Genomic DNA, 21,703 nt, shown 5'->3' with positions numbered 1-21,703 from the left:
TTATATCGGCTCACTCAGTTATATGCTTAATCCAAGTTGCTCCACAAGTATTGTCCTTGATCCGGTTTCGTATAGCCATAACTAATTATCTCACTTATAGACTATTTGAAACCTAATCAAAATTCTGATTACCAGGAGGCTTATTAATAATTGAATTGGTAGGAATGGGCTTTATTATGAATCAGTCTTTGAACTTGCAAACCCAACAGTAAGGATAGACCAAGACACATACTGTAGTATGCCCCCCTTCGCATGAAGGATAATGTTCCTGAAGCTACATAATAAGTGCTTAGTTACTAAAGGCTAATTGCTCATTTTCTACGTATATCTTTATCTCAGATTGGATACGGATCATTTCCCCACTTTCAATTCCTTTTAACCAGGATACTATTCTGTCTTTATCGGCTTTTAACTCCGTCAATCGTTTTAAGGAATCGATATGCTCTTTTCCTTTCCTTTCCATGTGTGAAAAGTTTTTCAAATCATGGAAGTTAATCTTATAGGTAAGTAATCCACATAGGACTTCTCGGGCATCCTCATGAGTAAATACCCCCTCAATTAGTTTTAGATCAATTTGGTGTTCCATAAGTATAATTAAGATCATGTATGACACAAAAGTGACGACTTTAAAATATAAATGAAAATTTATATTTTTGATATTATCCATAAATAATTTTTATGAATTACACGTTGCATCAACTTCAGGTATTTTTGAAAATCGCGCAAACGCAGAGCATTACAAAAGCGGCCGACGAGTTATATCTAACCCAACCTGCCGTTTCGATTCAACTCAAAAACTTTCAGGATCAGTTTGATATTCCCCTGACGGAGATCATTGGCCGCAAATTATACCTGACCGACTTTGGTCGGGAGATTGCTCTGGCCGCCGAAAAAATCGTGAACGAAGTCTATGCTATTAATTATAAAACCTTGTCCTACAAAGGGTTGCTGTTTGGCAGACTCCGCATCTCGGTGGTGTCGACGGGTAAGTATGTGATGCCTTATTTCTTAGCTGGCTTTCTACAGGCGCACGAAGGGATTGATCTGAAAATGGACGTAACCAACAAGCAGATGGTGTTAGAAAGTCTGGCCAATAATGAAGTGGACTTTGCGCTTGTTTCGATAGTGCCCCAGCAATTGACTGTAGAACGAATCGAATTAATGCCCAATAAGTTGTATTTCGTGGGTGGCGCCAATGGCATTCCGCAACCACAGGTGCTGGATCCCCAGGCATTGAAAAACCTGCCTTTAATTTACCGGGAGGCTGGTTCAGGAACACGCTACATGATGGAAAAATTTATCGCCGACAACCAGATTCAGGTTCGTAAAAAGCTGGAATTGACATCAAACGAAGCAGTGAAACAGGCAATCATGGCTGGACTGGGCTATTCAATCATGCCCTTAATTGGTATTCGGAGTGAAATTCAACGCGGTGATATGACAATTATACCAGTCAGCGGGCTACCACTGCAAACCTCATGGAACCTAATCTGGCTGAAAGCTAAACCGTTTTCACCCATTTCACAGGCGTTCATGAACTATCTGGAATTGAATAAAGAACTAATCATATCCGAACGGTTTGCTGGTTACGATCGGCAATAACGGTAGCAATTAATAAAAAGGAACCCTATGCTCACCCAGTAGAGTATTATCTAACTACCTCCCTTATTGAATTGGGTATGTATAGTTTCTACTTCCTACGTGATGATTGCTGAACGCTCGGGCTGCTTTCAGCTTTAGGCCTTACCTTGATACCGGCATTGGCAATGATAGCAGCCTTTTGTGGTATGTCGGGGCCATTAGTAGTAAATTCATTATTTTGGGCATGGTTGTACTGTCCGCCCACCTCAGCATTGTAAACGACGTTATTGGCTACCCGTATGAACTGAGAGTAGTTATCCAGGTAAATCGCTTCCACATACCACTCACCTGCCCACTGGCTGCGCTTGATGTCGTGCAGGTAATTTTCTTCGATGCGGGTTCCACGCTGATTGCCGCCTAAGGTGTAAATGCCTCCGCCATCATCGTGTAACTGAAGACAGTGATGGATGTGGTTGAATCGGATCAGGTTCGCATAACATCCGACATCCGCATACCCTGCTGGCTGATCTCCCACTTGAATACCACTATAGGGCATATCAAAAATATTGTTGTGTTCAATGGTCATCCCATGAACATTATAAGCCAGCACACCACCACCGTTGGTATACACCTGCCCGCATTTTGAAATGGAATTATTGACAATAACGACACTATCCGAATGCTCTTCCGGTCTGGCGTTCTTTTTACCCTGTGCATCAATCACAATACCATTGGCGGCTATATTCGTTATCGTATTCCCGTCTATCGGCGAGTCATCCACATTAGCAAAAAATACGATGGCATTTGCGCCTGCATTACGAATAACGTTGTTGCGAATGGTCACATATTTGGCATTCATCAGTTTAAAGGCAGCCTGCGGATAGGCGCGGTTGGCAAACGCCCGGTTAGCAAGTTGGCCATAAGGCAGTACGAATTGCGTAGCCGATAACCCAACTTCTGAGGGGCTAGTCCAGTTTGTACACTCTAACGTAAGCCCCCTGAACTCCAGATTTTGAACGGGCTTTTCCTGACTGCCAGTCACCTCAATCAGTACGTCCAGCACCGGGATTTCGACATCCAACTGCCTTATATCAATGTCCTTTTCAGCTTTATAGTACAGCACTCCCTCCTCTTTATTCAAATACCATTCTCCTGGCTCATCAATAAACTCATAGGCATTTTCATAATAGAAAGGTGCATTCCGGTAGTAGTTGTCGTACTTATTAAAAACGGCCATTCGTTCCGCATCTTCCGGGACAAACCGAACAGAATCTCCTTCAATCCTGTCTTTTTTGTAGCGTACATTCTGGTGAAGCCAGTGTGGAAGCACGACCAGTTCCATGGCCTCTTTTTGGGCAACCGGCTTTGCAGCATCCCAGTCTTTTAGTGCAATCGTAAACTCCTGCTTTTGCACATTCGCCCGCAGCAGTCGAAAGTAAGGACCGAAATCGGTTTCATTTTCTCTATTTGGCTGCCTCGCCCGTACTGCTTCTTTACCATTGACATAAATCTGCCTGAAATTTCTATTTCCCACAGAGGCCTTATATATGTTTTGCCCGACATTATGGAGCGTCCAACCAAAGACTTTCTGCCCACCAGATAGTACAGGTTTTTCGCCCGGATAAGCCTGATAAACTACCCGACAATTCTCCCCGGCGTCCTGCTGATTGAACGTTAAGGTTTGTCCCAACGCATACCGACCGCCCCGTAACGTGACCGTGATTTGTTCCGCTTTCGTTTTCAGAAGGTCGCCTACCATCTGCTTTGCTTTTTCGATGGTTTTAAACGGACGTTTCAACGAACCCGGATTCCTGTCATCTCCTTTTGGCGATACGTACAAATTTACTGTTGGGTAAGGTGACAGGCTCTGCGCTACCAAATCGTTACAGATCAGGAAAAGTGAGATGAGAACAGATACCCCGAAAAACGTTAACTTAACAGACTTCATACTTCTCTCCCTAAGATTTGATTTCACAACCATTCCTGTTATGTGTATGTTGCAAAATTCACTACTCGTACAGATGAGTGATGACTCCATTTCCAAAGCAGATTTTACAAGACACGACTTGTATCCTTCAAGCATAGAGAAAACAAAGCGTTTGGATCAGGTGTTGCGAAAAGTAGCCGGGCACTCTTTGTGAACTACCTCGTTAGTTGCTGGCCACACTCCTTGTACACCAAACCTAAACAGGTTTAGGACTATTTTTCATAGCCCATTCAGCGGTAATTTCGACGGTCTTCAAGCAATTCCCGAAGAAACGAGAGAGCTTTCTTTTTCAATTTTTGTCAGCCACCACATTGGTGTACAATCGGTAAAGGGGCTACCAGAAAACTAACTGGCTATCGAGGAGACAATTCAGACAAGCCTCATACATGTGTTGAGCCGATACGACTGGCCCCATCTAATATAACCGGGAGATGATAGACTTTCAGATGAGTAGGCAGGGTACTCAAGCCGCTTAAATCACGAACCTTCGTGTTAAAAAGATGCTGTCAGAGGGAACGCAAAATCAGGCTTTCTTCGCCTTGAGCTGTTTCCATATCTGCCAGGACTCTGACAATGTCATATACCTTACACCCCGACGATTATTCTCCCGGCTGATCCGATATAACAGGTTCCAATGATGGAATAATACCCGATAAGCTTCCAGAATCGGAAAACCAGGCTGATAAATGTGGGCGGGTTCGGCCCCTGCCCCGTTCAGTTCCATAATTTTCAGGTGCTGACCTGTTGTCAGGTCGGCAATGGTTCGGCACCGCAAATCATAACGTCCATAATAGAATCCGTCAATAGATCCGCTGATTTCATCAAAGCGGGCAGTGAGTTCAGGCGTAATCAGGTGGTTCGCATTCATGAATTTAGTACCCCGGCTGTGGTTGCCGATCGGAACGAGCAGGACTTCTACCCCCGAGGCAGGAATTTCATGCAATCGTTTTCCCCACTGTTGACGCAGGGCGGGCAGTTGCAAAATGGCTCGCTCGTTTTGGGCGATCAGTTCTTCAATGCAGTTATAACCATTACCCCGTACACCCAAAAATTCTTTCCGGACAATAGAAGTCACTACGCCCCTGACCTGGCCTGGCAACCGGTAATAAAACACGCCGAACTCCAGCGGTTCATCCACATATTCCTGAATCAGGAAATCATTTTTCTGTTGCCGTAAATAGTCAACAAGCCCTTCGTATCTCTCGATTTTTTCAACCTGCCAGCCCCGTTCACCCACGTCCGGCTTGGCAATAACCGGTAGCCGTATTCCCTTCTGCGATAGGAGTTGACATACTGTTTTAATGGGCGTCCCGGCTTTGATAAGCAAGGTTTCGGGCTTGTATCGGGTATCGATTTTATCCAGAATACTCTTTTTCGATTCGCCCAGCAAGCCACCCGTCAGGATAGAAGGGTTAGCCGCCGAGAAAAAGAAAAACGAGCGGGCTTTAACCGACAACCACAGCCAGTATACCCCGATCGGTGCATAAACGACCCAAAACGGCCAGTATTCCCAGGAACGTAACCGGATAAAAAACGGGTAAGTCAGCCTCAGTTGAGTTAGCCGGTTGCGGCATAACCGGATCAGTGATAAGCGGATAGTTTGGTTCGGAAGGCTAAGCGGTTGCATGTTCACAGGAATGGAGAAGGTGAAAACTGGATTGCTGACGGATCAGGTCGTCGTATTGCATGGCCACCTGCCCGTTTGTATGCGCTACTGTGGTCAGACTGAGGGTCATTAGTTTATTGTTTCGGTTCATACGCAGGGCATTGGCTTCATCGGATTCGCCAGCATGTAAATGAAAAAAACGAATGGCCTCAGTGGTGGCAGACGGGTTATGAGACAGCCAGTCACGAAACCAGTGGTCGCGGGTCTCAATCACATCAGGGGTGTACAGCGTTACCGACGACCAGATATGAGCACGGTTGGGATCTTTTTCATGGATAAACAAGCGGTTGCCGGTCCAGCGCACCTCAACCAGCCGGTCGGGCCGGGCCAGCAGCAGCGTGAATGGTTCCAGGCCAGACGGGTTATAGTACTCCAGAAAATCATCGATCGTCTCATAATCGAAGACTTGCAACGGCACCAGCCCCCGGCTGTGGCGGTATGGGGGCTGTGGATTGTGGGCTTTGTAGCCGCCGTTGAGCAGACAAACCGTTGTATTGACTGAACTAACTATCCAGGTGCCCCCTCCGAGCGGATCTTCGGGGTAAACCAGTTCCTGTCCGTTACGGTCATGTGGCAGGGCGGGTTCAGCAGCAGGACGAGCCGTTTTCTCATCACGACTGTGAGTGAGTATAAATCCTTCGGCAGGGTGAGGTAAAAAAGTGGCTGTACACATAGTACGTATTCGTTATAGCAACCATAATGCAAGACAGATACCATAAGAAAAGAAAACACAGCACACTGAAAATCAATTAATTATTCAAAAAAAACTCACTTTTTTAGCCTCCCCTCTGTCACGATATTTCGTAAGTATCCTGAATAGTCCGAAAAGCACAGGTATAAAACGATACAATTGCTGTAACCTGAGTTATCCGGTAGTGTGGCATATCAAGCTCTTTTACGATATTGGCCTTGCGAAAGGGGCTACAGCTTTCGTTTCGTACAAAGACCTTAATTCGTAACTAAAAAGTGATCTCAGCAGGATACCAGAAATTGGCTGAATTTGCCCGTCGGTTAGGTGGATTGACAACTGGCGATGCGGCCACGTTTGCCGGTGCCTTTCGGGAAATGAAAGTCAAAAAGCGGCAATTCATTATACAGCCTACTTTTCCGGCCAACCACCGGAATTATGTGGTATCCGGTGCCTTACGGGCGTATGTTGTTGGGGAAGAAGGTTCGGAGCACACCATTTCGTTTGCCGTAGAGGATTGGTGGATCACCGATTACAATAGCTATATCTACCAACAACCGGCCACAATGTTTGTGGTTGCTCTCGAAGACAGTGTAGTACTTCAGATCGACTACGAGCATGAACAGATCCTTAAGCAGACGAATCACCGTTTTGAATCCCTGTTCAGACAAATGGCCGAACGGGGTCTCGCTTTTCAGCAACGGCGGCTGATTGCCAACCTTACATTATCTGCCGAGGAACGGTATGACCACTTTCTTCAGCATTACCCGCAGATAGCCCGTCGGGTCCCGCAATACGCCCTTGCCTCCTACCTCGGTATGACCACCGAGTTTTTGTCCAAAATCCGTAATAACAAGGTGCGGAAAAAAAGTTGAACTGCTTCAAGCGTTTTTCTTAATCTGGTTCATCGGAACAAGGCTGTTTGGCGTACGACCTTTGCAGGGTCAGAATTAAACAAAAACACGCTAAACAAGCAATACCATGACAACTGTAGAGACAAGAACGTTTTCCGTTCCTACCCGCGATGAAGTTTCAACAACCAACCAATCTATTTTTGACTCTCTGCAAAAGGGTCTGGGTTTTGTACCTAACCTGTACGCTTATTTTGGCAAAAACGAAACGGCACTGAGCGACTACCTGACCCTGCAAAACCGGAAAAGTACATTACGCCCTAAAGAGCGGGAGGTCATTAACCTCGTGACGAGCCAGATCAACGGCTGCCGCTACTGTCAGTCAGCACACACAGTTCTGGGTAAAATGCACGGTTTTACAGAAGAGCAGATTCTGGAAATACGGGGTGGCAAGGCGTCTTTCAACGAAAAGCTAAACGCCCTCACCAAACTGACGGCATCAATTGTCGGGAATCGGGGACAGGCCAGCCAGAACACCGTAGAAGCTTTTTTTGACGCCGGTTATTCGGAAGCTAACCTTATCGATGTCATAATGGTGATTGGCGACAAAATCATCAGCAATTACCTGCATGCGATCACGCAACTGCCTATTGATTTTCCATTGGCCAAAGAATTGTAAGCCACCTGATCATACAAAAGCCAGTCACACTACAGACGTAGGGGTGACTGGTGTTTGTTATTGGAGCTGGAGTACGCGTGTTTCCGTTGAAGGAATGCGGCAACGTTCGTTAAGCGTCTAACTTCTTCCGGAATACAACCTTATCCTCTCCCTGCTGATAGAACTCCCGGATGGTAGCTTCCCGATGGTAGCATAGCACCGGTAAACCAGGGAGTTTTCATTCCGGCCGCCGGATACCCAGCTTTTTCATTCGGGAGTCCAGCGTAGTGGGAATCATATCCAGCATTTGGGCGGCACCGTTTTTTCCGCTCACCTTCCAGCGCGTGTGTTCCAGCACGGCCAGAATATGCTGCCGTTCGCATTCCTCCATCGTCAGCAATACCGGTTTTGATGGGCCTGTACTACTCGCGCGGAGGCTTAACAGGCTTTGTCCGGGCCAGTTACCCAATTCCAGTTTTTTACCGGTAGAAATGATCAACGAACGTTCGATGATGTTTTCCAGCTCGCGGATATTGCCCGGCCAGTTATAGTCGGTTAGGATGTCAATGACCGATTGCGGAATCTGCTCAATACGTTTACCCATTCCTGCCCCGTGTTTATCGCAGAAATGCCGGACCAGCAGCGGAATATCGTCTTTTCGTTCGCGCAGGGGAATGCTTTGAATCGGGAATACATGCAGCCGGTAATAAAGGTCTTCGCGGAAACGACCATCGATCACTTCCTTTTCCAGGTTGCGGTTGGTCGCGGCAATAACCCGCACATTGACCCGTAACGTTTTGCTCCCTCCTACCCGCTCAAACTCACCTTCCTGCAATACCCGCAGGAGTTTTGGTTGCAGATCAACCGGCAGCTCACCGATTTCGTCGAGGAAAATACTGCCGCCATCGGCCAGTTCAAACCGCCCTGTTTTCTGCCCCGTAGCACCGGTAAAAGCGCCTTTCTCGTGACCAAACAGCTCGCTTTCAATCAGGGTGGCTGGTAAGGCTGCGCAGTTAACTTTAATAAGGGGTTTGTTCTTACGGGGACTGTGTTTGTGAACCGCCCGGGCCAGTAGTTCCTTACCCGTGCCAGACTCCCCCAGAATAAGAACTGTAATGGGTGTCGGGGCCACCTGCTCAACCTGTCGGAGCACACCCGCGAATGCCTTACTGTGGCTGACGATCTCCTCAAATGTTCCGGCCTGACGGATTTCCTCACGAAGGTAGGTATTCTCGGCCTGTAGCTGATTTTTTAACCGCTCGACTTCGGCCAGGGCCTTACTGAGGGATTCTGTCCGCTCGGCAACACGCTGTTCGAGGTGGGTATTGGCTTCTTCCAGTTCCTGTTGCAGTCGGCGCAGCATCAGGTGGGTATTGATACGGGCCAGTACTTCGGGTAGCTGAAATGGTTTGGTGATGTAATCGACTGCCCCCATATTGAAGCCGTTTACCTTGTCGATGGTCTCGGCTAAAGCGGTCATAAACAGTACCGGAATGACCTCGGTTGCCGGATTTTGTTTCAGCCGGCGGCATGTTTCAAAACCGTCCATGCCGGGCATCATTACATCCAGCAAAATCAGATCAGGTTGGGCAAGCCCCGCCTGTTCGATGGCATTCTTGCCGTCGCGTGCCACCAGTACTTTGTAGTTAAATCGCGTCAGCGTCTCAAACAATACACTGATGTTATTGGGCATGTCGTCCACAATCAGGATGGTGGCGGGACTTCCGCTGACTGCTTCGGGATCATCATGGTCGCGTAAAAATGGGTTCATAGTTCGGCTAAATAATCCCTCAGGAAAGTTTTCATTTTTTCGGTATCGAACGAATTGGCTGCCCGGCGCAATTCAACGGTAAAAGCATAATACTGCTGATCCTTCTGTTCCAGGTTATCGAGCAGCCTGACCACCTCCTGAACGTCGCCCATCAGTGCGGCATTGTACAGTACCTTAAGGATGTCTGTGTGCGGAATGGCAGCCGGAGCTGATGTGGGTTCGAACCGGCTGCTTTTCGCTTCCGGCTCGTCGGTAATCCAACGAATCGGCAAATGATGACCGATTTTCGTTAGTAGCTCGTCCAGGTCAACCGGTTTGGTGATGAAGCCATCGAAACCAGCCTGCAATGCCCGCTGCCGGTCCTGCTCGAACACCCGGGCCGAACAGGCAAACACCGGGATCGTCCGTGTTTGCGGATGAGCACGTAGCCGCTGCAAGGCACCCGGTCCGTCGAGTTGGGGCATAACTATGTCCAGCAGAATCAGGTCGGGAAGTTCTTGCCGGGCTAAAGCAACGGCTTCTGCACCATGCCGGGCAGTCAAAACGGTGAATCCCAGCGGACGAAGTAAGTCAGCCAGAATGGTACTGTTTTCCCAGCCATCATCGGCAATCAGGATGGTTTGCCGCACTCCTTCATACCCTCTGATCAAGCCCGATGGAGAAGGCTCAGGATCAGACAGGCCTGCTTCCGTCAGCACCGTTACGGGTATCGACAGGCAAAACCGGGTGCCTTTACCTGACTGACTCGATACCTCCAGATTGCCCTGCATAAGCCGCACTAACTGATCAGTGATAGCCAGGCCAAGGCCGGTACCTTCGACAAAATCGCGGGATTCCCGAATCTGCTGAAAAGGCCTGAAGATGCTTGTCAACTGATCGCCGGCAATTCCTACGCCGGTATCTTCAACAATAAACCGGAGAATGGTATTATCATCCTGCGTCTGCCCGTCAACCCGGAACGTGATAGACCCTGCTGACGTAAACTTGACGGCGTTTCCCAAAATGTTCAGCAGAATCTGCCGGATTTTGCGTTCATCACCCTGTATCCACGCAGGGAGCAGTTCTGACCACTCCGTTTCAAAGGCAAGTCCCTTCTGTTCGGCCCGTAGCTGAATAGATTGTGTTATGGCCTGAAGCAGCTCGGGAAGGTGAATGGTATCCTGCTCGACTTCCATTTTCCGGGCCTCAATTTTCGACAAGTCCAGCACATCGTTAATGAGCGAAAGCAGGGTTTCGGCACAATCGTGTATGACCCGTACCCCTTTCTGGTGGCTTGCCGACAGGGCAGCATCACGCCGGAACAACTGGGTATAGCCCAGAATGCCGTTCAGCGGAGTTCGTAGCTCATGACTCATCGTGGCCAGAAACTCGCTTTTGGCGCGATTAGCGGCTTCGGCTTCCTCCTTGGCTTCAGCCAGTTGGCGGGTCCGTTCCAGAACGGTCACCTCCAGTTGTTCCTGAATGCGCCGGAGCCGTTCTTCAGCCACTTTCCGCGCAATCTCGGCCCCCGAACGGGCAGCCAGAATACGCAGGATGCCAATGTACCGATGATGATTGGTCATCGGACGGGAATCACTCACCGACAGATGACCAACTACTTCCCCGGCTTTGTCATAGATCGGTACGCCGAGGTAAGAAGCCAGTCCAACCGACTGACTGAAGTTTTCGGCAAGGTCGGTGGGCGAATAAAAGTCGCGGCCTTTCATGACAATGTCGCAGGGTGTACCTGCCAAATCGTATTCGATATTTTCGTGCAGACGGCTATTGACGCTGAAGGCCAGCGTGCGGACGCGGGTTTTACCGACATTAGCGCATTCGGTAACCATCGCAAACTGCACACCCAGTGTTCCGGTGAGTTGCCTGACGAGCGATTCAAAAAAATCGATACCAATATCAGTGGCGGTATTTTCGGAAATCTGCCGCAGGGCATCGTCCAGCTGGGAACGCCCGGTAATGTCGCGCAGAAAACAGCAGAGATAATACTGACCGTCATAGGCCACAAAATTCATCCCGACCTCTACCTGCCGGACCTCCGTCTGTCCGCGTAGCTGGTTGAGCGTAATGGTCAGTGTATGCTGCTGGCGAACTGTTTGCCAGAACCGCGCATAATCATCAGGAACTGTTTCATGAAAAACGTCCCAGAACAGAAGCTCCTCCACTTGTTGCGTGGATTGGCCCAATTGTGGCAAGGCCGCCTGATTAGCCCGGCTAACCCGCCCTCTGGCATCGAACAGTAAAATTGGTTCCAGGGCATTCTCGACCGTAAAGTGAGAAAGCCGGAGTACGTGTTCAGGGATGGGGTCTGCGGTTGTCATGATTGAGTTTGACCTGTTCCGTTTTTACAAGGGCAATTTCGACGCCAACCAATTAAACGCCCATTCAGCGGTAGGTGAAGGTTTTAAGGCAGATGTCCGGCAGTGTCGTTTTTAACCAGCTACGTCATTTCGGAACGATTACGAAATATCGGGATTTTTTTGGGTTGGCATCGTCTGTTGATGAGGGAAAGAATTACAAAAATCGCGGTTTAGACCCGGAAGAAGGCATTTTGCGGTTCCTGAATCCGGTTGGAACAGAATTTGGCAATTGATGATGAACAAGGCGGTTGAGAACCGCCGGTTAAATCCATCAAATCAGAATCGACTAACTGGCATGAAAACACTGTTGTTTTTCGCACTAACTCTGGGACTAACCCATCTGGCTTTCGCTCAATCGAATCCGGCTACGCGTAAAAAAGAATTTAATCTTGAAAATGGTCTGGCTATTCAGGGATATGATCCGGTTGCCTATTTCACACAGAATAAAGCCGTCAAAGGCACAGCCGCTAATTTGTTTACATACAAAAATGTAACCTATCGCTTTGCCTCCGCAGCCAACTTAAAAACATTTCAGTCCAACCCCGACAAATATGAACCACAGTACGGCGGCTGGTGTGCGTATGCAATGGGCGCCACCGGCGAGAAAGTCGAAATAGACCCCGAGACGTATAAAATTCTGGATGGCAAGCTGTATTTGTTTTACCACAGCTTCATCAACAATACCCTGCCCAAGTGGAACAAGGACGAAGCTAATCTGCACCGGAAAGCCGATGCCAACTGGGGAAAGCTGGTTCCTGCAACATTATAAGCCACCTCTAACCACCTGCACTCATGCAAAAGTTACCTCTCTATCTGCTTTGGGCTGCCCGCTTAGGCGCAGCGACCATTCTCCTCCAGACGCTGTATTTCAAATTTGGGGCAGAGGCCGAATCGGTTTACATTTTTTCCCGGCTAGGCGTTGAGCCCTGGGGGCGTATAGGATCGGGCGTTATCGAGCTGATTGCCTCCATCCTCATTCTCATCCCGCGAACGAGCTGGATTGGCGCGGGCATCGGATTGGGTGTGATGGCAGGGGCCATTTTAGCTCACCTGACTGTTCTGGGTATCGACATACTGGGCGATGGCGGCTATCTGTTCTTCCTCGGCGTTGTGGTTGCCATCAGTTGTATCGTCATCCTTGCTCTCACCCGTCAACAGTGGTTGCCAATTGTTCAGGGGTTAACCGGTCGTTCCCGCGTGGCGTAGATGCTTTCGCCCAATCACTCATTCGCTCAATAAAATTATGTCGCTCAAATCCGCCAGTACCGATATTTTGATGCAGCTCGCCGACGTGGTGGGCCAATTGCCGGTTCATCAATATACCCGGCCACTCGATGTGTTATCGGGTAACACCATTGGTAAACACGTCCGGCACATTCTGGAGTTTTATGAACTGCTGGTGGCCAGTGTTTCAACAAGCCTGTTGAATTACGACCGCCGGCAGCGGGACCTGCGGCTTGAAGTCGATACGGAGGAAGCTTTCCGGCGTATTGACGCCATTGACCGGGCTGTTCAACGACTGGATCTGAATCAAACGCTATGGCTGGAAGCCGATCTGTCCGAATCGGCAAGTTGTCCGGTACTGATTCCCTCATCATTTGCCCGTGAGCTGCTTTACAACATTGAGCACGCCATTCACCACATGGCCCTGATTCAGGTAGCGGTTCGGGCCTCATTTCCAATGGTGTATCTGCCAGCCCATTTTGGGGTAGCCTATTCAACTATTCAGTATAACAATCAACATTAAACCGTTAAATCACGCATGTTCACCTTATTTCTGTTGGTTGCCGTCATCAGTTTCGTGGGTTCGCTGCATCCGGGTACGGTGAATCTTGCCGTGATTGAGACAACGCTTGGCCAAAGCCGTCGGGCGGGATTATGGCTTGCTCTGGGGGGGAGTCTGCCCGAAATGGCCTACAGTATCCTGGCCGCCGGTGGACTCATGTTATTGCCGATGTCACCGCAACTGGGTCAGGCGATTGAACTGACTTCCATTCCGGTGCTGCTGTTGGCAGGCATAGCCACGTTTCGCCAAAAGGCAGTACCGGTAAGGCTGAAAACAGAAGTGGGTCACGCTACGGTGAGCCGGTTTGTCCCTTTCTGGAAAGGCATGGCGTTAGCGGGGACAAACCCGCAGTTACTACCCTTCTGGTCGGCAGTATGGTTGTATCTGAACCAAAGTATGGTTGTTCCGGCAGACCGCTCAGGCGCTGAATGGGTGTTTGCCGCAGGCACTTCGGCAGGAGCCTTTGTGCTGCTGCTCAGCCTGGTTTGGCTGGCCGACCGGCAGCGGCAGCGTGTAGCCCGCTACCTTAATGGCCGCTGGTACAATGGTGTTACCGGCGGGTTGTTTATCGGGATGGCGGCTTTGCAGATCATATACCAGTTTTTACAGTAAACACAATCCCAAAAACACATGAAACAACAATCAATCAGCAACACGATTAGCCGGCTCCTGATGGGAAGCCTGGTTCTAATCCCCTTGTTTTCGTTTCACCTCCGGCCCGAACGACTTACCTTGCCTGACACGGCACCCCGCCGGGTTGAGAAAACGGAAGCGGAATGGAAAAAACTCCTGACCCCGCAGCAGTTTTATGTGACTCGTCAGCATGGTACCGAACGCGCGTTTACCAGCCCCCTGGCTGATAACCACGAAGCAGGCACCTTTCATTGCGTCTGTTGCCACGAACCTTTATTCCGGTCAACCACTAAGTTTGAGTCCGGTACGGGCTGGCCCAGTTTTTACGCGCCCATCAGCAGGCAAATTGTGAAGGAGTTGAAAGATACCACCTACGGCATGGTACGCACAGAGGTGCAGTGTGCGGTGTGTGATGCCCATCTTGGCCATGTTTTTGAGGACGGCCCGGCACCAACGGGCCTACGGTACTGCATAAACGGTGTAGCGTTAGAGTTTATCAAAAAATAGCACGGCCATGAGATTTCCTTCATTTTTAGCCCTGCTGCTGATCAGTTTGACCAGTCAGGCGCAACCCTTGGACACGGCCCCTGTCCAACTTCCCAAACTCAAAGACGGAGAGGCCGTTGCTACCTTTGCAGGTGGCTGCTTCTGGGCACAGGAAGAAGGCTTCGACCAACTGAAAGGTGTCCGTGAAGTTATTTCCGGGTATTCGGGCGGGTTTGTGAAAAATCCAACCTATCGTGAGGTCGGTACTGACGAAACCGGTCATGCCGAATCTGTCCAGGTGTATTACGATCCGAAGGTGATTAGCTACCGCGATTTGCTCGACGCGTTTTTTGCCGGTCACGACCCTACTACGCTCAACCGGCAAGGTCCCGATGTAGGCCGCGACTACCGGTCGGTTGCATTTTACCGGAATGCCGCCGAAAAAGCGGAGATCGAAGCAGCCATTAAACGGGTGAATGCATCAGGGCATTACGCCGGAAAAGTAGTCACTGAAGTGGTACCGTATGAGGTGTTTTACCCCGCCGAAAAGTACCACCAGAACTACTGTAAGCTACATCCTGATCAACCTTATATCCGGCAGTTGTCTATCCCCAAAGTGGAAAAGTTACGACACGCCATGCAGGGCAAACTCAAATCAGACAACTATCCTTTTTAAACAAACAATATCATGAAAATCAATTTTTTGATCCTATTGCTACTGACTCTGTTCAGCGTAAATATGGCTTTTGCGCAGAAACCTGTAGTATTTTCAACCAACGGGAAAGCCATTCACGGGTACGATCCTGTAGCTTATTTTACGGAGGGTAAGCCCGTCAAAGGTGATTCGCTGCTGACCTACACGTATGATGGCGCCAACTGGCAGTTTGCCAGTCAGGCTAACCTGAATTTGTTCAGGGCTGATCCGGCCAAATATGCTCCACAGTACGGTGGATATTGCGCTTTTGGCACCTCACGCGGTTACAAAGCCCCCACCGAACCCAATGCCTGGACCATCGAAGCTGGCAAACTATACCTGAACTACAATACCAAAGTACGGGAGACATGGGACAAAGACCGGGCTGGCTACATCGAAAAGGCCGATAAACAGTGGAACGAAATCAAAACCACCAAATGAAGCGGGGTTTTCTGCTGTTACTCATCGTGGTCCTTGCCGCTTGTGTGAAGGATCAGGAATTGATCCCGCTAGGAAGTAACGGAACGCCCGTAAGCGTCGGTATGTCCATGCAGCCGTTTGACAATGGGGGTCAAAAACTTCTGGCTAAGGGGCAGTTTATAAACGGAGTTCACGCGGTGAGTGGTACCGTTCAGTTGTATGAAAAAGATGGTCAGCAAACGCTGGTATTTACCGATTTCAACAGTGATACCGGCCCCGACCTCCGGATTTATCTCGCAGCCGATACCGAGGCAAAGTCGTTTACGGAAGTTACGATGCTCTCAGCAACGGGGAATTTTTATGTGCCTGTCCCAACAGGTATATCCATGAACCACCAGCGCTATGTGCTGATCTGGTGCAAGCGGTTTTCGGTTCATTTCGGCAATGCTGAACTCAACTAGACGATTTACTTTTCCATGATCAACCAGATGATAAATAAGTCATTTCTCCGGGGCAGTATGCTGGCAGTTTTTGGTCTCCTTACCCAGTCAGCAGTACAGGCGCAGGGATGCAGCGATGCGGGTTTCTGTACCATCGGAGCCCTTAAACAGCATGCTCAGGCCGATTCAGCGAAACAGCGGGTAACGCTCCTGTTACCACTGGGACTAGGTGACCAATCGGTACTCGTTTTTACGCCGGGACTTCAGTATGACCGCATTTTTTCGGCCAGGTGGGCCATTCAGGCAAAGCTGACGGCCAACTACGCGAGTGGCGATTTGGGCAGCGTTACAGGTCTCGGTGATGTATTTTTGTCGGGCACATACAGCTTTCCCGCAAAGGCCCGTTGGCGAACGGGCCTTACCCTCGGGGCCAAACTCCCCCTGAGTAATGCCAACTTGAAGGTCAATGGCAATCCGTTGCCCATGCAGTACCAGAGCAGCCTCGGAACGGTCGACCTGATAATGGGGCTATCGGTGAACAGTTCCCGCTGGCAGTTATCGGCAGGCTGGCAGCAGCCATTGACAGGGTCTAATGCCAACATGTTTTTACCAGGGTCGGATACCCGGCCCGAAGCACGAGCCTATCCACCCTCGAACCAGTTCAACCGCAAAGCTGACGTACTGGGCCGGGCGGCATACACCCTACTAAACCAGTCTCGGCTAAACCTGAATATCGGCTTATTAGGTATCTATCACCTGGGACAGGATACTTATAATGACCAAAACAGTCGGTCACTGGCTATTACAGGTTCGGAAGGGCTGACACTCAACGCAACAGTGGCGGGCTGGTACAACCTGAGTACAAAAATACGGTTGGGATTTACAGTGGGCATGCCGCTGATAGTTCGCGAAGTTCGTCCCGACGGCCTCACCCGAAGTTTTGTATTTGCCCCGGAAGTGAGCTGGAGTTTTTAGAATTAGGAGACGATTTAACAACCGTTATAGAACAGCCTCACTATTATTTAGCTGCTTTACAGCCACTGACTGATCGGTATAGGAGCAGTAGTAGGTATTTTGACGATAACATAATGTCGGAACAGGTATTTCGCTACATTTGACAAGTAGCCATATCCTCTATTAGAGGCATCCAATCTTATGTATAATCCAAGTTACTTTTTTCTCTAATTCAAAAAAATGCGTAAAACGTGGACGTCATTGTAGAAAAAAATCCTCAGTCTCCCGAAATCTAAGTTAGCTTAATCAATTAACTTACAGCATATTACCTATCTATATCATTTTGTGGTACAGTATTTTCTACTACTTTAGCATCATTGGAACCATAAGTCATTCACAAAAGTTAGAAACCATGAAATCATTACCAGGAGTTTTAGTAGGATTAGCGGTTGGTGCAGTCATAGGTGTTCTGCTGGCTCCCGAGAGCGGCAAAAAAACCCGTAAGCGCATTTCGTCGGAAACAGATACGTTTTTCAAAGATCTGCAGGATCAGCTCCAGACGGGTCTGGATAGCATTAAAAAGCAATATGATGACTATGTTGATTCGGCAGCTGAGAAAACACATGAGTTAACCACTCAGGTTAAGCGGAAGGCTAAACACTAGACAACGCTTATTAACTAAAACGAAACTCACCTAAAACACACAATATAATTATGAGAAGCTCAAGAGATTTTCTGGCCGGTATTATCACAGGTGTCGTTATCGGAATCCTGACTGCTCCGCGCAGTGGCAAAGAAACGCGTGACAAGCTAACGGAAGAAGCGAGCAAACGCACAGACGATCTGAAAGACCAATGGGAAAAAGGCGTTTCGCAGGTCAAGGAAGGCTTAGAACAGGCCAAAAGTCAGGTGAATCAATACGCAGATAAAGCAAAAGATCAGTACAACCAGTATAAAGATCAGGCTCAGGCTGCATTAAACAAGAATAAAGAGAACGTTAAGGAAGAGTATAATGACAAAGTCGACCAGTTAGCCGATAATGCTAAACTGAACTAGTCGATCTCCGAATCTACTCAACGTCTTTGAAAGATGAAGAAGCCCCATCTGTATGCCAGATGGGGCTTCTTCATTTAAGGTGTTTAATGACCTTTTAATGCGGCCTTAAGAGCTCTTTAATTAACAAAGAAGACTTTTGTTTCATCATTTTAGCCGATCAGTCAGGTAAACAGATTGGCTAAACGTGAAACACTCTTATGAAAAAGTACCTGCTTGCTCTAGTTCGATCCTGGTTTGGGCCTAAGCCTGCCCCTATACTGATATCAATCATACCTGTCGAGGAGCATCCATTTGAAAAATCGGGCCGATTACCCTTGCCTGGTTATCCTGATCAATTAATGCCTCATCAGAATTGGTCACTCGTTGTAAGTGCCAGTTTACTTATGTTCGTAGGGCTTAGTAGTTGCAACAGTTCAACGACATCGTCGACAGCTGTTGAAGAGTCTAAAGTTCATCAGGAAAAAAATCTGCTGGCGACTGCTACTCTTGATACTGCTAAACTAGAAAATGCTCGTAATGAATTGAATTTGACGGGCAAAATCACATTTAACCAAGATCAGGTCGTTAAAGTATTTCCGCTGGTTGGCGGCCATATTGAAACACTGAAAGCCGATCTTGGCGATTATGTAAAGAAAGGACAAACGCTGGCCGTTATTCGTTCGGGTGACCTTGCCGATTTAGAACAGCAGGCTGTATCCGCTCGCAGTCAGCTTTCGCTGGCCCAGAAAAATATGCAGGTTACGGAAGATATGACCAAAGCCGGACTAAGTTCCCAGAAAGATCTGGTAGCCAGCAAAGAGCAACTGGAAGCGGCCAAGGGCGAAGTCAATCGTGTTAACGAGCGCCGTCGAATTGTAGGTGGTAACGGCTCGGTCTACATTGTTAAAGCGCCGGTTAGTGGGTTTATCGTTGAAAAAACAGCAGCTCAGGGAATGGAGCTCCGCTCCGATGACCCTGAGAATTTATTTACCATCTCCAACCTGGATCACGTATGGGTCTTAGCCAACGTGTATGAGTCAGACCTCGCCAATGTGAAAGAGGGCGATCAGGCAACCATTACAACGCTCTCCTATCCTGACAAAATCTTCCGTGGGCGCATTGACAAAATCTTCAACGTACTCGACCCTGAAAGTAAAACGCTGAAGGTTCGGGTTACACTGGACAATGCTGACTATCGGCTTAAACCCGAAATGTTTGCTAATGTGAGTGTAACCTATGCCGGTCACGATCAGCGGATAGCCATACCAGCCAAAGCAGTTGTATTCGACAAAAACCGCAATTTTGTGGTGATGGTTAATAAAAAGAACCAGCCAATGGTACGTGAGGTAGACATTTATAAGTCAATTGGTCCGAAAACGTATCTGGCAGGTGGCCTGGCTCCCGGAGACCGGGTTGTCACAGCGAACAACTTATTGATTTACAACGCGCTGGGGAATTAGTTCTTACATAAATCATAAACACAAAGCAGAAGGTACAATGAATGGCCTTCCGCTTTGTGTTTATGATTTACACAGAAACTGTTTAAACTTTTACGAATGGAGCCACAATAGGAGTGTTCTGTCCTGTTGACGAAGGAATCGGCCCATCGAAGCGGCATTTTCGTAAGCAGGAAAGTTTAAACAGCTTTATAATATGGACTCTAGTTATCCAACCTTATCAAAGCGTTCCAGATTGTATTCACCGTCATTTGAAGAGAATCTTCCGATAGATAAGTACTTAAATCGGTCGACTTATGATAATGCTGAAAGAGAGGAGCTTGCTGTATAATTTCCTGTAACACGCTTTTATCGACGTCAAACTCAAGTGCTCTATAATAGTGATAGGCAACGTGTAAATCACTTTCGGAAACACAGGTTATAGTAAAGGCATCTACTAAACCCGCTTTCTGGAAACTAATATGATCAGCCGAATTGGTCACTATTTGATCAAATCTATGCGAAGTAACAGCCAACTCATGAGCAGCCTCTTCAAATGCGCCTAGCACTTGTCCGGCAGATAAATCATTCACAGGCCAAAGCGCAAATCTATCCCCCTGACCCACCAATTCAAGATTGATCAACGCTTTAATTCGATCAATACCAAAATCTCTAACATACGCCTTCGATCCTCTCAATCCATGCTCTTCCTCGTCGAAGAAGTAAACAGCTACATCAAAGTTTACAAAGGTATATGATTCCAGTTTATTTAAGATTGCCAAACAGACAGCTATCGCAGAAGCGTTGTCGTTAGCTCCAGGCGAAAGAGGTACTACATCAAAGTGCGAACTAATAACAATTAGTGGTTTAGTAGATTTATGATTAACCAAAATATTTCTGCCCGATTCATATCGATGAAACGTATAACCAATTTGCTGCTGCTCAAGAAAGGCGCAAATATATTGGCTCCTACCCTCGATTGAGCGTGTTTCTAAATCTTGAACAATTGTCAGCAAGTCCATTACAATCCGACAATAAAGAAAATGGTCGACCTGTAGCAGTCGACCATTTTCTGTGTATCATAAGTTGCTTATTTCTTCGTCACCCGAATAGAAATCCGGCGGTTTTGCGCACGGCCCTCTTCCGTTTCATTGGAGGCAACAGGATGTTCCTGGCCGTAGCCTTCTGCCTCTAGCCGATCTTTCGAAATATCCATTTTTTCCAGCTCCCCCCGAACCGAGTTGGCCCGATCCTGCGAAAGTTTCAGGTTAGCAGCTGCATTCCCCGTATTATCGGTATAACCACCTAGTTTGATAGTCACATTTGGATAGGCTTTCAGGATTTCAGCAATGTTCTTCAACTGCTCCTGCGATTGTGGCTCAAGGGTAGCACTCCCCGTCTGAAACAACAGCCGGTCAAAATCGAACCAGGTGGTCTTGTCTACAGGTTTATCACTTTTGATGAACGCCAGCAGCTTATTTTCAACACCAAACTCCGGGATGTTTAACTCAACACCACTGGTCAGTTTTTGAACGCTGAACTCACCCAGTTTTGCATTGGGTGTACTCACTTTATCATTGTCGGCGGCTGTCGATTCTTCGAGGGGAAGTTCTGTACCAGCTGCTTCTTTACCTTCCTTATTATAACCCGGTGTTTCAGACGACTGAACCGCGATGTAAGGCGCAATCACCAACGACACAATCGACATCAGTTTAATAAGAATGTTCATTGATGGCCCCGATGTATCCTTGAAGGGGTCACCTACTGTATCGCCCGTTACCGACGCTTTGTGTGGCTCCGATTTTTTATAGTAGGTCTGTCCATTGATATCGACGCCTTTTTCGAACGACTTCTTGGCGTTGTCCCAGGCACCACCGGCATTGTTCTGGAAAATCCCCATCAATACCCCCGAAACCGTTACCCCAGCCAGCAGACCGCCCAGTACTTCAGGCCCGAAAATAAAGCCAACAATCACAGGAACAGTCAGGGCTATAGCCCCAGGTAATACCATCTCCCGAATCGACGCCTGTGTTGATATAGCTACACATTTTTCGTATTCAGGCTTACCCGTCCCTTCCAGAATACCCGGAATTTCGCGGAACTGACGACGAACCTCTTCCACCATTTTCATGGCAGCACGACCCACAGCCGCAATCGCCAGCGACGAAAAAATAAACGGAATCATGGCTCCAACAAATAAGCCAGCCAATACGTCAGCTTTGTAAATATCGATAGCCGAAATACCCGAAATCCCTACAAAGGC

General features: G+C 48.2%; 24 protein-coding genes. 16 read left to right on the top strand and 8 right to left on the bottom strand.

Translation table 11 applies throughout. The features are described from left to right. Positions 1–289: 289 nt before the first annotated feature. A complete protein-coding gene (locus BGO59_RS18275) occupies positions 290–586 on the bottom strand; it encodes a hypothetical protein (RefSeq protein WP_293685374.1) in 297 nt (98 codons plus the stop codon). 92 nt (positions 587–678) lie between these two features. Between BGO59_RS18275 and BGO59_RS18270 the strand changes: the two genes are divergently transcribed. Further along, entirely contained in the window at positions 679–1,602 is a 924-nt protein-coding gene (locus BGO59_RS18270) for a LysR family transcriptional regulator (RefSeq protein ID WP_293685372.1), read from the top strand. A gap of 88 nt (positions 1,603–1,690) precedes the next feature. Here the strand turns inward: BGO59_RS18270 and BGO59_RS18265 are convergent, their stop codons facing one another. From BGO59_RS18265 to BGO59_RS18255, 3 genes are all read right to left on the bottom strand, one after another. After that, positions 1,691–3,529 (bottom strand): right-handed parallel beta-helix repeat-containing protein, encoded by a 1,839-nt coding sequence (locus tag BGO59_RS18265; RefSeq protein ID WP_293685370.1) that lies wholly within the window; start codon positions 3,527–3,529, stop codon positions 1,691–1,693. Positions 3,530–4,091: 562 nt separating this feature from the next. After that, positions 4,092–5,195, bottom strand: a complete 1,104-nt coding sequence (locus tag BGO59_RS18260; RefSeq protein ID WP_293685368.1) for a hypothetical protein — start codon at positions 5,193–5,195, stop codon at positions 4,092–4,094. Continuing rightward, positions 5,182–5,907 carry an NRDE family protein gene (locus BGO59_RS18255; protein WP_293685366.1) on the bottom strand — a complete coding sequence of 242 codons (726 nt, stop codon included), beginning with the start codon at positions 5,905–5,907 and terminating at the stop codon, positions 5,182–5,184. Before BGO59_RS18255 ends, BGO59_RS18260 begins: the two co-directional genes overlap by 14 nt. A gap of 293 nt (positions 5,908–6,200) precedes the next feature. Here BGO59_RS18255 and BGO59_RS18250 point away from each other — a divergent pair, with 293 nt between their 5' ends. Beyond that, positions 6,201–6,797, top strand: a complete 597-nt coding sequence (locus BGO59_RS18250) for a Crp/Fnr family transcriptional regulator (protein WP_293685364.1) — start codon at positions 6,201–6,203, stop codon at positions 6,795–6,797. Between the two features lie 106 nt (positions 6,798–6,903). Then, positions 6,904–7,452 (top strand): carboxymuconolactone decarboxylase family protein, encoded by a 549-nt coding sequence (locus BGO59_RS18245; RefSeq protein WP_293685362.1) that lies wholly within the window; start codon positions 6,904–6,906, stop codon positions 7,450–7,452. A 217-nt stretch (positions 7,453–7,669) separates the two neighbouring features. On the opposite strand, the gene BGO59_RS18240 is transcribed toward BGO59_RS18245, so the two are convergent. Both BGO59_RS18240 and BGO59_RS18235 read right to left on the bottom strand, forming a co-directional pair. Further along, positions 7,670–9,202: a sigma-54 dependent transcriptional regulator gene (locus tag BGO59_RS18240; protein WP_293685360.1), complete on the bottom strand. Its 1,533-nt coding sequence runs from the start codon at positions 9,200–9,202 to the stop codon at positions 7,670–7,672. Further along, complete coding sequence (locus tag BGO59_RS18235; RefSeq protein ID WP_293685358.1) at positions 9,199–11,517, bottom strand: ATP-binding protein; 2,319 nt, start codon at positions 11,515–11,517, stop codon at positions 9,199–9,201. The genes BGO59_RS18240 and BGO59_RS18235 overlap by 4 nt, the downstream gene beginning before the upstream one ends. 74 nt (positions 11,518–11,591) lie before the next feature. Here BGO59_RS18235 and BGO59_RS18230 point away from each other — a divergent pair, with 74 nt between their 5' ends. The 13 genes from BGO59_RS18230 to BGO59_RS18170 all read left to right on the top strand — a co-directional run bounded on the left by BGO59_RS18230 (position 11,592) and on the right by BGO59_RS18170 (position 19,464). Continuing rightward, positions 11,592–11,789, top strand: coding sequence for a hypothetical protein (locus BGO59_RS18230; protein ID WP_293685356.1), 198 nt, complete (start codon positions 11,592–11,594; stop codon positions 11,787–11,789). A gap of 62 nt (positions 11,790–11,851) precedes the next feature. After that, positions 11,852–12,325 carry a YHS domain-containing (seleno)protein gene (locus BGO59_RS18225; RefSeq protein WP_293685354.1) on the top strand — a complete coding sequence of 158 codons (474 nt, stop codon included), beginning with the start codon at positions 11,852–11,854 and terminating at the stop codon, positions 12,323–12,325. A 23-nt stretch (positions 12,326–12,348) separates the two neighbouring features. Next, entirely contained in the window at positions 12,349–12,762 is a 414-nt protein-coding gene (locus tag BGO59_RS18220; protein ID WP_293685352.1) for a DoxX family protein, read from the top strand. Between the two features lie 37 nt (positions 12,763–12,799). Beyond that, positions 12,800–13,303 (top strand): DinB family protein, encoded by a 504-nt coding sequence (locus BGO59_RS18215; RefSeq protein ID WP_293685350.1) that lies wholly within the window; start codon positions 12,800–12,802, stop codon positions 13,301–13,303. Between the two features lie 15 nt (positions 13,304–13,318). Continuing rightward, on the top strand, positions 13,319–13,954 hold the full coding sequence (locus tag BGO59_RS18210) for a LysE family transporter (RefSeq protein ID WP_293685348.1): 636 nt from the start codon (positions 13,319–13,321) through the stop codon (positions 13,952–13,954). Positions 13,955–13,972: 18 nt separating this feature from the next. Next, positions 13,973–14,482: a peptide-methionine (R)-S-oxide reductase MsrB gene (gene msrB / locus BGO59_RS18205; RefSeq protein WP_293685346.1), complete on the top strand. Its 510-nt coding sequence runs from the start codon at positions 13,973–13,975 to the stop codon at positions 14,480–14,482. Positions 14,483–14,489: 7 nt separating this feature from the next. After that, on the top strand, positions 14,490–15,137 hold the full coding sequence (gene msrA, locus BGO59_RS18200; protein WP_293685344.1) for a peptide-methionine (S)-S-oxide reductase MsrA: 648 nt from the start codon (positions 14,490–14,492) through the stop codon (positions 15,135–15,137). Between the two features lie 12 nt (positions 15,138–15,149). After that, positions 15,150–15,596 carry a YHS domain-containing (seleno)protein gene (locus tag BGO59_RS18195; RefSeq protein WP_293685342.1) on the top strand — a complete coding sequence of 149 codons (447 nt, stop codon included), beginning with the start codon at positions 15,150–15,152 and terminating at the stop codon, positions 15,594–15,596. Further along, on the top strand, positions 15,569–16,036 hold the full coding sequence (locus BGO59_RS18190; RefSeq protein WP_293685340.1) for a DM13 domain-containing protein: 468 nt from the start codon (positions 15,569–15,571) through the stop codon (positions 16,034–16,036). The genes BGO59_RS18195 and BGO59_RS18190 overlap by 28 nt, the downstream gene beginning before the upstream one ends. 27 nt (positions 16,037–16,063) lie before the next feature. Then, positions 16,064–16,990, top strand: coding sequence for a hypothetical protein (locus BGO59_RS18185; protein ID WP_293685338.1), 927 nt, complete (start codon positions 16,064–16,066; stop codon positions 16,988–16,990). 391 nt (positions 16,991–17,381) lie between these two features. Beyond that, on the top strand, positions 17,382–17,633 hold the full coding sequence (locus BGO59_RS18180) for a YtxH domain-containing protein (RefSeq protein ID WP_293685336.1): 252 nt from the start codon (positions 17,382–17,384) through the stop codon (positions 17,631–17,633). Between the two features lie 50 nt (positions 17,634–17,683). Next, positions 17,684–18,025 carry a YtxH domain-containing protein gene (locus tag BGO59_RS18175; protein WP_293685334.1) on the top strand — a complete coding sequence of 114 codons (342 nt, stop codon included), beginning with the start codon at positions 17,684–17,686 and terminating at the stop codon, positions 18,023–18,025. A gap of 197 nt (positions 18,026–18,222) precedes the next feature. Continuing rightward, positions 18,223–19,464 (top strand): efflux RND transporter periplasmic adaptor subunit, encoded by a 1,242-nt coding sequence (locus BGO59_RS18170; RefSeq protein WP_293685332.1) that lies wholly within the window; start codon positions 18,223–18,225, stop codon positions 19,462–19,464. Between the two features lie 200 nt (positions 19,465–19,664). Here the strand turns inward: BGO59_RS18170 and BGO59_RS18165 are convergent, their stop codons facing one another. Together BGO59_RS18165 and BGO59_RS18160 are read right to left on the bottom strand one after the other, a co-directional pair. Continuing rightward, on the bottom strand, positions 19,665–20,462 hold the full coding sequence (locus BGO59_RS18165) for a M28 family peptidase (RefSeq protein ID WP_293685330.1): 798 nt from the start codon (positions 20,460–20,462) through the stop codon (positions 19,665–19,667). A 68-nt stretch (positions 20,463–20,530) separates the two neighbouring features. Then, positions 20,531–21,703, bottom strand: a 1,173-nt coding sequence (locus BGO59_RS18160) for a sodium/proton-translocating pyrophosphatase (protein WP_293685328.1), incomplete at its 5' end; no start/stop codon positions are given.

The organism is Spirosoma sp. 48-14, from assembly GCF_001898575.1.
Taxonomy (GTDB): Bacteria; Bacteroidota; Bacteroidia; order Cytophagales; family Spirosomataceae; genus Spirosoma.
Note: the sequence above shows the minus strand (reverse complement) of the source record. Positions and strands in the feature narration are given on the sequence as shown.

What these genes read in the sequence shown, in the direction of transcription:
- BGO59_RS18170 (WP_293685332.1), top strand. Translation starts at nt 18,223, where the DNA reads ATGAAAAAGTACCTGCTTGCTCTAGTTCGATCCTGGTTTGGGCCTAAG.
- BGO59_RS18225 (WP_293685354.1), top strand. Translation starts at nt 11,852, where the DNA reads ATGAAAACACTGTTGTTTTTCGCACTAACTCTGGGACTAACCCATCTG.
- BGO59_RS18270 (WP_293685372.1), top strand. Translation starts at nt 679, where the DNA reads ATGAATTACACGTTGCATCAACTTCAGGTATTTTTGAAAATCGCGCAA.
- msrA (WP_293685344.1), top strand. Translation starts at nt 14,490, where the DNA reads ATGAGATTTCCTTCATTTTTAGCCCTGCTGCTGATCAGTTTGACCAGT.
- BGO59_RS18220 (WP_293685352.1), top strand. Translation starts at nt 12,349, where the DNA reads ATGCAAAAGTTACCTCTCTATCTGCTTTGGGCTGCCCGCTTAGGCGCA.
- BGO59_RS18165 (WP_293685330.1), bottom strand. Translation starts at nt 20,462, where the DNA reads ATGGACTTGCTGACAATTGTTCAAGATTTAGAAACACGCTCAATCGAG.
- BGO59_RS18175 (WP_293685334.1), top strand. Translation starts at nt 17,684, where the DNA reads ATGAGAAGCTCAAGAGATTTTCTGGCCGGTATTATCACAGGTGTCGTT.
- BGO59_RS18210 (WP_293685348.1), top strand. Translation starts at nt 13,319, where the DNA reads ATGTTCACCTTATTTCTGTTGGTTGCCGTCATCAGTTTCGTGGGTTCG.
- BGO59_RS18195 (WP_293685342.1), top strand. Translation starts at nt 15,150, where the DNA reads ATGAAAATCAATTTTTTGATCCTATTGCTACTGACTCTGTTCAGCGTA.
- BGO59_RS18275 (WP_293685374.1), bottom strand. Translation starts at nt 586, where the DNA reads ATGGAACACCAAATTGATCTAAAACTAATTGAGGGGGTATTTACTCAT.
- BGO59_RS18180 (WP_293685336.1), top strand. Translation starts at nt 17,382, where the DNA reads ATGAAATCATTACCAGGAGTTTTAGTAGGATTAGCGGTTGGTGCAGTC.
- BGO59_RS18235 (WP_293685358.1), bottom strand. Translation starts at nt 11,517, where the DNA reads ATGACAACCGCAGACCCCATCCCTGAACACGTACTCCGGCTTTCTCAC.
- BGO59_RS18255 (WP_293685366.1), bottom strand. Translation starts at nt 5,907, where the DNA reads ATGTGTACAGCCACTTTTTTACCTCACCCTGCCGAAGGATTTATACTC.
- BGO59_RS18185 (WP_293685338.1), top strand. Translation starts at nt 16,064, where the DNA reads ATGATAAATAAGTCATTTCTCCGGGGCAGTATGCTGGCAGTTTTTGGT.
- BGO59_RS18260 (WP_293685368.1), bottom strand. Translation starts at nt 5,195, where the DNA reads ATGCAACCGCTTAGCCTTCCGAACCAAACTATCCGCTTATCACTGATC.
- BGO59_RS18240 (WP_293685360.1), bottom strand. Translation starts at nt 9,202, where the DNA reads ATGAACCCATTTTTACGCGACCATGATGATCCCGAAGCAGTCAGCGGA.
- BGO59_RS18245 (WP_293685362.1), top strand. Translation starts at nt 6,904, where the DNA reads ATGACAACTGTAGAGACAAGAACGTTTTCCGTTCCTACCCGCGATGAA.
- msrB (WP_293685346.1), top strand. Translation starts at nt 13,973, where the DNA reads ATGAAACAACAATCAATCAGCAACACGATTAGCCGGCTCCTGATGGGA.
- BGO59_RS18265 (WP_293685370.1), bottom strand. Translation starts at nt 3,529, where the DNA reads ATGAAGTCTGTTAAGTTAACGTTTTTCGGGGTATCTGTTCTCATCTCA.
- BGO59_RS18215 (WP_293685350.1), top strand. Translation starts at nt 12,800, where the DNA reads ATGTCGCTCAAATCCGCCAGTACCGATATTTTGATGCAGCTCGCCGAC.